Origin of the sequence: Pseudomonas sp. NFACC04-2 (assembly GCF_900119265.1) — a bacterium.
GTDB lineage: Bacteria > Pseudomonadota > Gammaproteobacteria > Pseudomonadales > Pseudomonadaceae > Aquipseudomonas > Aquipseudomonas fluorescens_AA.
Genome location: NZ_FPJC01000008.1, coordinates 53,765 through 68,515, shown reverse-complemented (window position 1 = coordinate 68,515; position 14,751 = coordinate 53,765). Strand labels below are relative to the sequence as shown.

Genomic DNA, 14,751 nt, shown 5'->3' with positions numbered 1-14,751 from the left:
GAGGGCGACACGTTGGATTACGTTTTTCGCCAGGCTGCCTAGCCACGCTATAAATATGTATGCCGTTTGGGCGGCGACGGCGCGATAGGGTCCGGATTCTTCAATCAGAACCGGACCATTCAGATGGCTACTTTCTCCAAAGACGATCCGGCCAACGCCGTCGTCCCCCAGGGCGAACCGCTCAGTGCCCAGGCAAGGGTGCAACTCAGGCAACTGGAGTTGCTGGACAACAACCAGATTCAACTCACTCAGTTGTTTGCAGGCCTTCCCACGTTCGACGGGGTGCTTGGGAACCTGCTGGTCAGCCTGCTCAAGGCGAAGATTCCCGCCGACAGATTCCGCCCATCGCTGCTTGCGGATATCGATCCAGATAACTGCTACGTGAACCGCTTTACCACGGACCAGGCCGGTGATCGCGCCCTGACGTCCTCGGAGCGTTTCACCGATGTCCTGCGCAACGGTTTGTTCAGCGACACGGCGCCTGACTTCACAAACGGTGGCGTCGGCTTCTTCATCCGTCCGGACTCGCTGGAGGAGGCCGACAGCGTATTTGTCCGGCAACCGGACGCGCAGACGCTACGGGCCTTGGCGTCGGTGTTCCACATTTCCCGAACCGCGGCGAACGAACGGGTCAAAACTCAGTTCCGTGACGAGCTGGCGCGCTTTCGTCTTGGCGAGAACCGGGGCGACACCCGCGAGGCGACCGCAGCACCGTCCACGGCTGAAGCGGTCCTTGCCCAATTGCTTGCCCAACGATTCCTGCACCTGTTCAATTTGTATAAAGCGGATCGGGATCCTGCCGCTCCGCTCACCCAAGCCGCGCGAATCCAGCAGGCCGATGATGATCGCCTGCTGGACATCATCACCACCCATCCTTCCCAGGCTGACAGGAACCGGCTGCTAAGGGCGCCCATTCCCCACGCCTATACCGTCCTGCTCGACCAAGGCACGGATTCGCCGCAGAAATGGCCCGCGGCAATGGTGATCAAGTTCACCGATCGGCCTTCGTTGTTCCTGTATTCCCTGGAACGCGGGCTGCAGCGATTTCACGCTTTCCAGGATCTGGTCGACAACGTCCGCCCGCTCCACGAGGGCCAGGAACGCTCGATCCACGATATTTCTTCTGAATTGACCGGGCATGTGTTCGAGGTGGCGGCAGCGGACTTGCTGCAGATGCAAAGTGGCGCCCTGGAGGCGGTGTTGACTGCGCCGGACAACGCAACGGTATCCATGGATGTCTTTGCCCAACGAACGGAAGCAGCCCTTGGCTTGCCCATGTTGTCACTGGCCGGGCCACTGGCGGCCCGCCAGGAAACCTTGGTGGACAATCGTCGCCCGGGTTTCTACAAAGCCGCGACGCGGGCCGAACAGGCCCGCTATCGCGAGCTCGAAGGCCGGGTATTCCAGGCCGTCTACGCGTTGGGCAGCGGTGTCCCGACGCTGGTGCAGTTCACTCGCCAGAAGATCCGGCAATACCTTCAGCAAAGCATCCACCCGCGCATAGAACCGGATCCGGACCGGACCATGGTCAAGCTGTTCTTCGGCGACCGGGCCAATCCGAGGCAGTCCCGGACCAGCAGTCTGACGCAATTGATGCTCGATAATCTGCGTGCACCGCAGTACCCGAACGCCATGAGAGAAGTGCTGGCCGTTGACCTGGTCGACCGGCATGGTCAACGTGTCCGGCACCCGGCAAGCGGTTTCCTGATCACGGTGACCGGGAGCGAACTGGCCCGGATGGCGTCGAGCATCGATGCCGGTGGCCGCTATGAAATCCTGCTTCGCGAACAAATGAACGCGCCGCAATACAAGGCGGCCTGGCAGGCGGCGTACCTGGCCAACCTGGAGTTCAAAGGTTACGCGGCCGGGCTCCGGGGCGATGAAGTGTTCAAGGCGACCGTGATCAATCCCGACGTCAGCCGACCCAAGGCGCAGAAGCTCGTCGCGGGCTGGCTGGAGGCGGTGCTGCAATCGCCCACCGCCGCCAAGCGCGCATTGGTCGGCGGGCGCAGCGTGCGCATCTACGGTCTTCTCCTGGGCGGCACCGTCGGCTTGCAGCATGGCACGACGGGCAACGCGATCAGTATCGATGGCGTGCTGATTCTGTCAGACCAGGCGGGGCCGCTGATCGAAGGAACCGTAGGCGTCTATTTCCCGGACAGCCCTCATGGCGATGACTTCCACGAATTTTCGGACCTGAGCGATGGCGTCACGGGGTTGCTGCAGCAAGAAGAATGGCGCACGTATTTCCGTTCGCGCATGTCCACCCTCGACTCGGAGGAGATCAAGCGTGCGTTGGGGCAATATCGCGGTCGCCCCATGGTCCGGGGGTTCCTGATCAATGGCCATTTCCTCGAGGACTTTCACCGGGCCCACGTCAATTTCCACAGTGCCCATGCCGATCACCGCTCCAACAGCAACCGGGATATCAGCCACCAGACCGCCATGAGGCTGGTGATGATGGTGGTGGAGCTGGTCATGGACCTGGCTGGCCTGTTGCTTATCCCCGGTTTCCAGATGCTCGCGCGTGCGGTCAAAACGGGCTTGCTGGTGCTCAAGACCGGTGCCGTGCCCACGCACCTGGACACGCTGATGTTCGTGCACACGGTGGCGAACACCCGACGGTCGCCAGGCCTCGGCGGTGTGCCATTCAAGGTGCGAGGCCAGGGGACTTTTCTGCCGGCAGCGGCTCGGCAGAACTCGACTGAAGCGCGGCTCGGATTGCCCTTGGAGGACGCGCTGTATCGCCGTTATGCCGTGATGGATACCGCGCTGCTCCAAGGGGTGCCAGTGGATGTCCGGGGCTTCTATCGTCCTACTATCACCGATGGCGCGACGGGCCGCGTCACGCGTCAGGTCTATGTGCGCCAACCCGATGGGACGGTGTTCCGGGTGCACGACCATACGCCGCTCAACGCCAGCGAAGCCACCATCGTCAACCCGGCCACAGGGTTGAGCATCCGCTCCAGCGGGGTGATGAGGAGTACCGTGGCCCGTGGGCCCGATGGCGAGTGGCGCGCCGTAGGGTATGGCCTGGGCGGAGGAGGCAAGCGGCCGTCGCAACGCTCTCCCCAACCGGGTCCCTCAGACCCCAAACGGTCGGCGCCATCGCTTCGCGCCGTTTCTGCCCTGATCCGGACGCCGGGGGTATGGGACGTCCAGATCATGGAACTGGTGCCTTCATTCATCACCCGTATTGCGAGTTGGCCGCGAAATCGCAGCTTGCTGATCATCGACCGACGCCATGGGCGCCGGGATTGGACCGTGCGTTTCACCCCAGGGCAGTACGAAAGCAGCTACCCATCGGGCGCGCATCCGCTCAGGTCAAGCACCGACGTGGTGCTGATACGCACGGAGGAAAACCATTACACCTTGAGGCTCGCTGACGATACGGACGTCACGTTCGCGGCCGACGGCGATTGCTTCTTCAACGCCGTCGCGCGGGGATTGAACGAGGGGCAGACGCAGCCGAGGTTTTCGATGCAGGGATTGCGCAATGAAGCGGCCGCCTACATCGACCAGCACCCGGAACTCAACAATTACCTGGTGACGCAGCCCACCGGGTTGCAGCAGGCACTCGCCGATAACGCACGTTCCCTGGAGAACCTGTTGGGCGAAGGGGCGGTATTCGACCTGAGTCAGATTGTCTACGGGGTGCGTAACCCGCATAACCTGTTTCAACCGCTGTTGAGGCTCTTGCACCTGCATGCAGACGACATGGCGCGCAGGGTATTGAACCACGCGTCCGACGCCGCCTTGCCACCGGAAATACTGCGCCACATCGGCAGCTTCGTGTCTCCTCGGGCCCCGGGGCGACCGGTGCTGAGCAGCATTCCCTACTACACCCAAAACGATCAGTCCTTGCGGAGCTTTTTCGAGGACACGCTGCTGGCGCCTGTCGAGCCTACGGAAGTGGGCGAACTGCTCAACAATGAATTCCTCATGTTCTCCCAGGACGTGATCCACATCATGCTCGAATACGGAGTCAAGGCCCGGGACCTGACCGATCACCACCCCAAGAACAGCATGGCGTACGTCCCCTACGACCAGGCCGTGCATGGTCATCTCAGCGAAGAGCAGCTCGAAAACACGCTCAACGGCGCCTATCTGGTGGACAGCGGCGACTTGAAGAAGGTCGGGACAAGGTTCAAGGAGGAAACCGGCCGCAGCATGTTCGACGATGAAGATCTGTTGGCGCAATTCATCCAATACGACCGGGCCGAGGACCTGGTCGATCTGCTGACGGTCGCCCTCCAACGATTCCCTATCTTATCGAGTCGGGCGAACATCCTGCTCAAGTCCCCCTTGATCGCTTCCAACCTGGGCGGGCTGTTCCCTATGAACCTGCTTTCGCAATGGATACGCACCCCTGGCTTATCCGATGCGCGGCTTGACCTCATTGCCCGATATCTCACGGGCCGTTATGACGAACTGGAGCTTTACGGCAGCATCGATATCCGTTGGATGCAGCCGTTCGATGATTGGAATCTGCAAAACCTGTTCACGCATCGGCAGGCCTTGCTGGAGTTCTCCGGCTTTATCCTGGAGGCCCGATACGTCCGGGACAGCGACTTGTCTGCTGTCGCCAGGTTGTTCAATGCACCGGGGCAGCCGTTTTCCAATAGCCGGATCGCTGTCCTGTTCGACAGGCCGGACCTGTGGTCGTCCATTCTCGCCATGCGCGGGATCACGCGCGCAAGCGCCAGGACCATTTGGCAGGATCTGATGGGGCCGCACTTCAGCAACGACAACATCCGGTTCGTGCTGGGCCGACCCGGCTCGCTCGACACCGAGTGGACATTCACGAGCGCCTTGATCGACAGCCTGACCCAGGACGAGGCCCGGGCGCATCGACTGATCCTGGATGCCTACAGCATGAGCGACAGGCAAGCCCAGTACTTCCTCTACAATTTCAATTTCTCAGGAGGGGGCGTGGGGCACAGCCGGTTGAATTTCGCCAGTTATGTGAGCGCCCATGGGGCCATACCGCAATGGGCCTGGCCGTATGCCCGAAGAGGGGTAACGCCCGAGGTGCTCGAGCCATTCCTGGCCACGAGGAAACCGCCTGAGGCCTGATAGGCCGTCTTCCAACCAGAAATCGTGGCGAGGGAGCTTGCTCCCGCTGGGCTGCGCAGCAGCCCCAAAAAGGCCGGACACAATCAACCTGGCCCATCGAGGCGGCAGACTCTAGGGCTGCTGTGCACTCCAACGGGAGCAAGCTCTCTCGCCACGGGTTTACGAGGCAAGTGGCCGGCATCGAACCTAGGACCGGCACTCCACCAAGCCGCGCACCTGCCCGTTCTCGCGCTGGTTCTCGTCGCTCAACCAGCGCTCGAACCCGGCGCCGATAGCGGGCCACTCCGAATCCAGCATCGAATACCACGCGGTGTCGCGGTTCTGGCCCTTGACCACCATGTGCTGGCGGAACACGCCTTCGAACGTGAACCCCAGCCGTTCGGCGGCATATTTGGAGCGAGCGTTGCCGTTGTTGCACTTCCACTCCAGCCGGCGGTAACCCAGGGCGAAAGACTCCTTGGCCAACAGGTAGACCGCCTCGGTGCTTTTCGGCGAGCGCTGCATCGGCGCGCCGAAGGTCACGTGGCCGATCTCGATGCGGCCCTGGGCCGGGACGATGGACATGAGGCTGAGAATGCCCTGCACCTCGCCGCTGGCGCGGTCGATCACGCTGAAGAAATACGGATCGGTGTGGGCGGCGTGGTTGTTCAGCCAGGCATCGAACGCGCCGCGCTCCTTGAACGGGCCATAGGGCAAGTAATCCCAGAGCTTCGGGTCGGCCCCGGGACCTTCGAGGGCTTGCCACAGGCCGTCGGCGTGCCGCGCCGGATCGAGTTTTTCCAGGCGGATGAAACGACCTTCGAGCAACTGCGCAGACGGCGCCGGGACACCTTTCCAATCAGCGAGTGAAGACGACATGGGCGCTCCTTAAAGGGCTTTGCGAAATTGAATGAAGCCTGGGCGCTCGGCGATGCGCTCGTATAGCTGGATCGCCGTGGCGTTGGTTTCGTGGGTCAACCAGTGCACCTTGCAGCAGCCATCGGCCTTGGCGGTGGCGTAGACGAACTCGATGAGCTGGCGACCCACACCGGTGCCACGGCTCTGTTGCGTCACCAGCAAATCTTGCAGGTAGCAGGAGTTCTCGATACTCCAGTTCGAACGGTGATAGATAAAGTGCACCAGGCCCACCGCCGTGTCGCCCTTCCAGGCCAGGGCAGCATGGGTCGGTTCACGCTCATCGAGCAAGCGCTGCCAGGTGCTTTGGCTGACCGCCTCCGGCAGTTCGGTGTTGTAGAAGCGCAGGTAGGCTTGCCACAACGGCAGCCAGGCGGCGTGATCGTCGGCGCTGACGCGGCGGATGTCGAGTTGGCTCATGTTCACTCCTTGGACGATGGTTCAGGCATCAGGTGGGCGAGGGCCCGGTCCTGCGGGTCGGGGCTGGCAGCGAGCCCGCTGCGGACCCCGGCGGCATCCGCGGGGCTGCGGTTCTGGCTGAGCTTGCGCTTGCCTTCCAGGCGCAGGACGGGCAGGGCGAAGCCGACGATGGCCTTGAGCATGCTGTCGATGTACTCGGCCGGTGCATCATCGATCTTCCACGGCTGCTCGCGAGCGGTTTCGTGGCGGTCGGTAAGGGCGCCGACCAGGTTGCGCAGGCGCTGCGTGTCGCTGAACACCTCAGCGTTGCCGTAGGCGTGTACGGCCACATAGTTCCAGGTCGGCACGACTTTGCCGTGTTCGGCCTTGCTCGGGTAGAAACCCGGGCTGACGTAGGCCTCGGCACCGGTGAATATCACCAGGGCCTCGGCGCCGGCTTCCAAGTCGCGCCATTGTGGATTGGCTCGGGCCATATGCCCGTAAAGGGTGCCGTTCGGCCCGTGTTGCGTGGCCAGCAACAGCGGCAGATGGCTGGCCTGCACACCGTGTTCACCGTGGGTGACCAGCACGGCCAAGCGGCAATCGCCCATCATCTGGTGCAACTGAGGCAGGTCATCGACGGCAAAGGCTTTGGGGTTGTACATGATGATTTTCCTTGGCGAATGCGAGCATCCTAGGCAGGCTATTGGTCTGTTGTAAGAGCCACTTCTGGCCAATTCAATAGGTCCATTCGTGAGGGCTGTCATGCACAACGTCGTGCCGCCACTGTCGTTCAACCCCGCCGGCATCGAGCTGGACCGCCGCCAGGGCCTCAGCCGCCAGCTTTACCAGGCGTTGCGCGCTCGGGTGCTGGACGGACGCCTGGCCAGCGGCACGCGCCTGCCGGCCAGCCGTGACCTGGCGGCAGCCTTGTCGATCTCGCGCAACAGCGTGGTCCGGGCCTACGACCAGCTCTACGCCGAGGGCTTCATCGAAGGGCGGGTAGGGGACGGCACCTATGTGGCAAAACTGTCCTCGATGACCCTGCCGCTGAAAAACATATCCACAAAAGTATCCACAGGGTTTTCAACAGGCTTACCCACAGCCTTATCCACAGACTGGCTCGATTTGCCTGTGGTTTCATCCAGTAAAGTTATCCACAGCGATGCATTGAATCGGGTCGAAAACCACCATTTACCCCAGCCGCCCAGTGGCCCGCCGCGAGCATTCAGGGTCGGTGTGCCGGCTTTCGATCTGTTCCCTTTTGACGTCTGGGCCAAGCTGAACGCGGCTTTCTGGCGTAAGCCGGATTTGCAGCAGTTGTGTTATGGCGACTCCCAAGGGGATGCGCGCCTGCGCGGGCTGATCGCCGCTTACCTGCGCAGCTCCCGGGGGCTGCACTGCACGGCTGAACAAATTGTGATCACCAGTGGCGCACAGCAGGGCATCAGCCTTTGTGCACAGCTGCTGGTAGACCCGGGCGACGTCGTGGCGGTGGAAAATCCCGGTTATCGCGCGGCCGGGCATGCGTTCGCCGTCGCCGGTGCCGACGTCAAGGGAGTGCCGGTCGATGATGAGGGCCTGGATTGCACGGCGCTCGGTGGGTTGAGCCACTGCCGGCTGGCCTACGTCACCCCGTCCCATCAGTACCCGACCGGGGTGGTCATGAGCCTGCCACGGCGCCTGGAACTGCTGGCCTGGGCCGAACGCAACCACGGCTGGATCGTCGAGGACGACTACGATGGCGAGTACCGCTACAGCGGCGCGCCCCTGGCGCCTTTGGCCGCATTGGATCGCCAGGGGAGGGTGCTCTACGTCGGTACGTTCGGCAAAGTGGCGTTCCCGGCCTTGCGCCTGGGCTACCTGGTGCTGCCGCCGGGCCTGGTCAACGCCTTCGCCCGGCGTCGCGCCGTGGACGTGCGCCATTCCGAAGTCAGCACCCAAGCGGTAATGGCCGAGTTCATGGCCGCCGGGCATTTCCAGCGCCACATCCGGCGCATGCGGCGGGCCGCGCTGGTCCGACGAGACGCGCTGCTGGCGGGTTGGCCCAAAGACATTCCAGGGGTTGGCAGCTTGCCGACCGTCGTGGCCGGGTTGCATGTCACGGTGCCGGTGGACAGCCTCGCCCGGGAGCGCGAACTGATTGCCCAGGCGACGGCGGCGGGGGTCGAAGTCAATGGTTTGAGCAGTTATTGGTTGCCCAGCACCACCACGGCTATCCACGGCGGGTTGGTGCTGGGATTCGCCGCGGTCCCGCCCACGGCGATCGCGACCGCGTTGGCGAGTCTGACCCAAGCCTGGAGGCCCTGACACCCCGGTTCATGACTGTAATACGGTTCACTTAAGGCAATCGACAACCTGTGGCGAGGGAGCAAGCTCCCTCGCCACAGGTCGATCATTTTCCTAAATGAATTGCATTGCGCTCATGAGCGGGCTTTATGAAAGAACACTTCCTTGGCCTGGTCCACGGCAATTTCGCTGCGATAATGGTCGACCAGTTCACGCTGGGTGAGAGGCTGGATGTCTTCGATTTCGACGGTTTCCTGACTGGCTTGCTCGATGGTTTTCAAGCGTGCGGAAAGAAATGCATAGGCGGGAACCCAGCTTTTCGAGTAACGAAAATCCGCGAACCAGAGGGTTTTATTGGTCTTCACGTCCTTGATCTCGTACCGGTCGAGATAGCCGTGGGGCGGGGTCTTGATGCGTTGACGGCTCTTTTGTTTGGTGATGGAAATCTGGTTGCGGCTCTTGAGCCACAGGATGCTGCTCATGGTCGGCGGGCGTTGCTTGATGAGATTCAGGACCGTGTCGAAGCCCAGGATGTAAAGGGCGCTCGACTCCCTTTCGAGTTGCGCGCGCAAGGTTTCCGCCGCGCGCCGTTGTTCTGCCGGCAGTTCGAACGTTTCGTTGGAGGCCACGCCTTGGGCCTGGTCGAGTGCTTTTTTGATTGCCGCGCTGATTTTTTCCATCCTGCCGGCGTGGGCGTTGAGGATCATCCCGAGCCCGGTGGGCGTTTGGGTGGGTGTCTTTGCGGTTTCTGCGATCTGCGCCTTGAACGCCGCCAGGCCGTTGATCAGGTCATTGCCCTTGGCGACGCTGATGTTCAACGCCGGGACAGCGGCCGGTGCAGCATCGGGCTTCAGGTGAGGAATCCATTCGCCGCTTTCCTTGCGATGGAACGTAACAATGATCTCCCCCGAGAAGGGTTTTTTCACATCGACCCAGTCCGTTTCCTCCATGAGCTTGGACAAGCGCGGCTCGCCACTGACCAGGCCCCAAAAGCGCGCGCGGATGAATTTTTTTCGAGGCCTGGGCCGTTGTTCGTAAGGCGCCCCCGAGCTTCGCTGATTCTTTCTTTCCTCCAAGGCGGCCCCCAGGTGATGCAACGTCCATTGCTCCAGCGTGGCGATCCCTGAGCGCAGCCGCGCCAGTTGTAACGGCTGCACGCTGCCCTTGTATTCGTTGCCCAGGTATTGGAGATGTTCACCGATGGCCACGAACTGTTCGGCCAGGCTGCCGAATGCATCGATTCGCTCGTCCAGCCGGATCACGCTTCGCTCATCGATCGCGTCACGCAGGCTCTGGAACGCCACCGTGGCGTTATCGACGACCTGGTTGAGCGCCTCCCAGCCTTCGGGCATCGACTCGACGCTTTCCAGCGACAGGCAGAGATGGCGATACATATCCAGTTTGATCATTCGAAGGTCGGCGCCCGTATAGAGCGGCATTTTCTTGCGGTGCCGATGGACAAATTCGAAGCCTTCGTAGCCCACAGTCTTCAGCTCGGTGAAGCGTGTTTCCATATAGTCCAGGCGTTCGATCATGTCGTCGCCGACGCTGATCATGCTCTCGGCCGCGTCGATGTGCTGTTGCTCCAGCACCTCGACCCCGGAGGTGATCATGCCCTTGGCCTTGTTCAAGGCCGGGATGAATCGTTCCTGGAGCGCCTCCATTTCGGCGAAGGTGAAATCGATCTGCGCGTTCAGGTAGCCGAGCCGGGTGCGAGCGTAGTCGGGCCTCGACTGGAAGAGCGGCCATTCCATCAGGGTCCGCAACGCCTTCTCGTAGTGTTCCCGCTGTGTTTTCAGCAGGCTCACATATTCGTCGCGCTTTATTTCCTTGGCCGGCCCCGCAGCCTCGTTCATTTCCTTGGCTTGCATGGTCAGCAATTTCTGGTTCTGTGGCTTTTTTTCTTCGAACCGATTGAGTGAGGCAAGCAGCTCGGTGCGGCGCCCTTGCGCGTCGGCGATGACTTTTTGCCGGATGCCTTTGGAGCCGATGCCACGCAATCGCAGGCGCGTATCGATATGCCATGTGCCGTGGGTATCATTGATCAAGGGCGGCCCCTCGCGGGTGGGATCTTTTCCGTCGACGATAAAGACCGATTCGCCTTCGACTTTCACTTTGAACCAGCTCCCCGCCATTTTTGCGTACCAGCTCCCGCTTCGTTCGTAGAGCCCTTTCAGTGCGCCTTCGGCCTGGAGTTGCCCAGGCTCTGCGGGCTCGTCGATGCTCAAGGCATCCAGGAGCCGGGTGGTTTCCCTCGAGCGTCCCATCAAGGCGCCACTGGAGCGGATGGGCTCGTAGTGTTCGGCCGGCAGCGCCGTGCTCGACAACGGTTCGAGCTGTTCTATCACCAGTTGATGTTCGGGTTTTGGCAGGCTCTCCAGTTCGCGCACCTCCTTCGATGCCTGTGCCCGATTCGGACTCCTGGCGGCCCTGGCGCGGTCAATGGCATGGGTAATGATCGCCAATGCGAGGTTCAGCAGCAGGTCGGTGAACGCTTCCCACTTGACCGGGCGATTGGCTTCGTCGTTGCGCTGCGTCAGCTTGTCGATGTCGTCCATGATCTGCCAGAGCCAGGCCGCGGTGCCGACGGTGGTCCCCAGGTAAGGCAAGACCAGGTTGAAAATCAGCCAGCCTGTCCGCTTGAAGGTCTCCCAGCGATTTTCACGGTTGGACACCGCTTGCCGATCGGCCAGCTCCACCAGGGCATCGGCGTTGGCCTTGAACAACAGCGGCAGGAAATCCGCCCCGAGGGTCTTGTCGGTCAACCTGACGGGGCCGCTATTGGCCAATGAAGTCAACGGGGCGGCCACGAACGCCACGATGCTCCAAGGGGAGGGCAGCAAGTCAGGGAAGACGAACCGGCCGTAATCGTCGCGCACCCCATCGGGCAACCACGCCAGCACCGATTGACGCAAAGAAGGGGTTTGCTTGATCGCGTACAACAGATTGCTGAACGACGGGTACTGGCTCAACTGCGGCTCCATCATGGGGCGATACAGCAGGCAGGGCCCGGCGCTCGAGTCCTCGGGGCCGATGATGAACATATTGGCCACGACATCCTCCGCGTCGCCCAGTTGCAGCTCGGGCACGAAGGCCAGTTTGCGCAGGACGATGGTTTTTCCATCCACCTTGCGATTGGCTTCTTCGGGCTGCATCAGTGCGGCGACGTAGCGGTAGCCCCGATCGTCCAGGTGACCCAGGCCACGGATCTTGCATTCCAGCGCGAGCATCGGGAGCTGGATGCGTAACTGGGACGTGTAGAGCTTTTCGCGGCGGCTCGACTCTGCCGGATCGTCGAGCAGCTTTTGCTTGATCAGCTCGGGGTAGACACGGCCGATGTCGACCTGGGTGATGAGGCTCTCGACGTACGCGACGGTCATCCAGTCGGGCAACTCGGTGTCGTCCACGAACTTGACGATCTTGTCGCCAAGGGGGAGCGCGATGAGGTTTTGCAAGGCGAGCTCGACAAGGCTGAACCGGGTGGTCTCGATCTTGCCGGGCACCACGAAGCTGCCCCAGACCACGGGGCTGCGCACCTCGATCTCGATGGCCTCCAGGTCGAGCTTCGAGGCGTCGGCATGCTTCGAGACCATCCGCTTCCTCAGCAGGCCGAGCGCATATTCCTTGAGGGGAGCAATCCCATCCAGGTAGGTTTTGCCGGCATGGGCCTGATTCAATATCGACAGGCGCTTCATGTGCTGGGCGAACAGGATCTGGTCGGTCGGCGAGGCCCCCAGCAACCAATCGGGTATTTGTTTCTGGAACAAGGCCACGAGCGCATCGTCGTCCGTTTCTTCGTTGGCCGGGGGCGGTGTGTTTTCGTAGATCGCCCATGTTTGCGGAAAGGTCCCGAGGATCGTGACTTGCTCGGCGATGATTCCGCAGGCTTTGTGATCGAAAATATTGCCGTCGGGCTCGTACAGTCGCCATTGGAGTTTCCGGTAGCTGCCCGGAACGAAGTGGGACGGCAAAGACTCCCCAAAGGCCTGCCGCGAATCGAACTTCTCGTAGGCGTTGTTGAGCGAGTAGGTCAGGATGACTTCCTTTTTATCGACCGTACCGATCAGCACCACGAGCGAGGTGTCACCCAGGCGTCTGACCTCAGGGCCATCGACTTTATCGATGTCGATCAGGTACGCGTGGGTGTCATAAGGGTCGTTGTCCTTACGGTCCTTGCGGTCGGGGTAATGGAACAATTGCCGGGCCATGGCGCATTCAGTGGCCGTCCAGCCCTCGATGCGCGTGACATCCCAGGCCTTGCGCAGGGTATTGGAGAGTTCATGCCAGAGTGGGCCGGACTCGCCCTGCGGCGCATTCCAATACGCCAGTTGCTGCTCCTGACAGGCCGTCAGCATGGCCGGTACCAGTTCGTTGAGCAGACGCCCGATCTGGTCGATGCGCACCGGCAAATGCACTTCGGGCTCGGTGAGCGGCAATTGGGTCAGGAAGTGCAAGCCTTCGATCAGCAGCACCGGGTCGCTTTTTTCGTTCACCAGCCCGGCCAGCATCTCGCTGAGGGTTTCGTAGCGGGTCGGGCGCCGCACGATTTCGTCATCGACAATGTCCCAGGACGGCTCGCCGACCAAGGTATTGTGCGGATCGAGGTTGAGCGTGGGGTAGAGCTTCTTGAGGCCATCGCTCAGGAGTACGGCCGCGACCTCTGGATAAGTGGGCCCTGCGAGCAACTGGTTGTAAACCGCTTCCTTGGGGTCGGCTTTGGGCCTGGTGTTAGACGTAGATGTCATCTGAGTCTCCCTGTCTTGTGATCCATGGCGTTCCCGGAGCGAAACGCTCGGGGTTTTCCATGCTAGGGCGGCTCAAAACGGGGAAGGTGGTAACTATGTATGGGACATGGGAGGGGACGGGGAGAGCGCCTGTGGGAGCGAGCTTGCTCGCGAAAGCGGTGTATCAGGCGCCAGTGATGTTGAATGTGCCGGCGCCTTCGCGAGCAAGCTCGCTCCCACAGGTTTTCTGCTTAGCTTGACGATCTCATTGACCGGATTTGATCCGCGTCCAGGCCCGTGTCCGCGCCCGTTCGGCATCCCGTGGCAAGGGTTGCAAAGTGTAGAGCGTGGTCATGGCCGCTTCGGTCGGGTACAGGTTGGGGTTGTTGCGGATCGCCGGGTCGACCATCTCGGTCGCGTCCTTGTTCGGGTTGGGATAGCCGACAAAATCACTGACCGGCGCGATCACCTGCGGTTGCAGCAAATAGTTGATGAAGGCGTAGGCGTCCCCTGGGTTGGCGGCGCCTTTGGGAATGGCGAGCATGTCGAACCAGATTGGCGCGCCTTCCTTGGGCAGGCGCATGTCCACCTTCACGCCGTTCTTGGCCTCCTTGGCGCGGTTGGCCGCCTGGGAAAAGCTGCCGGAGTAACCCACCGCCACGCAAATGTCGCCGTTGGCGATGTCGGCCATGTACTTGGACGAGTGGAAATAGGTGATGTGCGGGCGAATCTTCATCATCAGCGCTTCGGCCTTGGCGTAGTCCGCCGGCTTCTTGCTGTTGGGGTCCAGGCCCAGGTGCTGCAAGGCCAGGGGCAGGATCTCCGACGGCGAATCCAGCAGCGCCACGCCGCACTGCTTGAGCTTGCTGATGTTCTCTTCCTTGAAGATCAGGTCCCAACTGTCCACCGGCGCGTTGTCGCCCAGGGCGGCCTTGACCTTGTCCGGGTTGAAGCCGATCAGGATGGTGCCGTACATGTAGGGCACGGCGAACTTGTTGCCTGGGTCGTTGGCTTCGATCAGCTTCATCAGCTTGGGATCGAGGTGGTTCCAGTTCGGCAGCTTGCTGCGGTCCAGGGGCTGGAACACCCCGGCCTCGATCTGCTTGGCCAGGAACACGTTGGACGGCACCACCACGTCATAGCCGGAATTACCCGTCAGCAGCTTGGCCTCCAGGGCCTCGTTGGTGTCGAAGATGTCGTAGACCAGCTTGACCTGGCTGTTCTGCGCCTTGAAATCCTCCAAGGCCTTGGGCGTGATGTAGTCGAACCAGTTGTAGACGCGCAAGGTGCGCTCCTCGGCCTGGACAGCGCCGCAAAGCAGCGCGGCGCACACGGCTGGAGCCATAAAACGCTTGAGTCTGTTCATGCT

General features: G+C 61.6%; 7 protein-coding genes. 2 read left to right on the top strand and 5 right to left on the bottom strand.

What is annotated here, in order from left to right; all coding sequences use genetic code 11:
* The first annotated feature begins 123 nt into the window (after positions 1-123).
* A complete protein-coding gene (locus BT125_RS29665; protein ID WP_256573768.1) occupies positions 124-5,076 on the top strand; it encodes an OTU domain-containing protein in 4,953 nt (1,650 codons plus the stop codon).
* 186 nt (positions 5,077-5,262) lie between these two features.
* On the opposite strand, the gene BT125_RS13155 is transcribed toward BT125_RS29665, so the two are convergent.
* The 3 genes from BT125_RS13155 to BT125_RS13145 are packed head-to-tail and all read right to left on the bottom strand — an operon-like array spanning position 5,263 to position 7,034.
* On the bottom strand, positions 5,263-5,934 hold the full coding sequence (locus BT125_RS13155) for a GNAT family N-acetyltransferase (RefSeq protein ID WP_072407541.1): 672 nt from the start codon (positions 5,932-5,934) through the stop codon (positions 5,263-5,265).
* Between the two features lie 9 nt (positions 5,935-5,943).
* Complete coding sequence (locus BT125_RS13150) at positions 5,944-6,390, bottom strand: GNAT family N-acetyltransferase (protein WP_072407539.1); 447 nt, start codon at positions 6,388-6,390, stop codon at positions 5,944-5,946.
* Between the two features lie 2 nt (positions 6,391-6,392).
* Positions 6,393-7,034 carry an FMN-binding negative transcriptional regulator gene (locus tag BT125_RS13145; RefSeq protein ID WP_072407537.1) on the bottom strand — a complete coding sequence of 214 codons (642 nt, stop codon included), beginning with the start codon at positions 7,032-7,034 and terminating at the stop codon, positions 6,393-6,395.
* Between the two features lie 100 nt (positions 7,035-7,134).
* Between BT125_RS13145 and BT125_RS13140 the strand changes: the two genes are divergently transcribed.
* Positions 7,135-8,679, top strand: coding sequence for a MocR-like pyridoxine biosynthesis transcription factor PdxR (locus tag BT125_RS13140; RefSeq protein ID WP_072407535.1), 1,545 nt, complete (start codon positions 7,135-7,137; stop codon positions 8,677-8,679).
* A gap of 113 nt (positions 8,680-8,792) precedes the next feature.
* Here BT125_RS13140 and BT125_RS13135 read toward each other — a convergent pair whose 3' ends face one another.
* Both BT125_RS13135 and BT125_RS13125 read right to left on the bottom strand, forming a co-directional pair.
* Positions 8,793-13,403, bottom strand: a complete 4,611-nt coding sequence (locus BT125_RS13135; RefSeq protein ID WP_072407533.1) for a dermonecrotic toxin domain-containing protein — start codon at positions 13,401-13,403, stop codon at positions 8,793-8,795.
* A gap of 244 nt (positions 13,404-13,647) precedes the next feature.
* Complete coding sequence (locus BT125_RS13125) at positions 13,648-14,748, bottom strand: polyamine ABC transporter substrate-binding protein (RefSeq protein ID WP_072407529.1); 1,101 nt, start codon at positions 14,746-14,748, stop codon at positions 13,648-13,650.
* Positions 14,749-14,751: the final 3 nt, after the last annotated feature.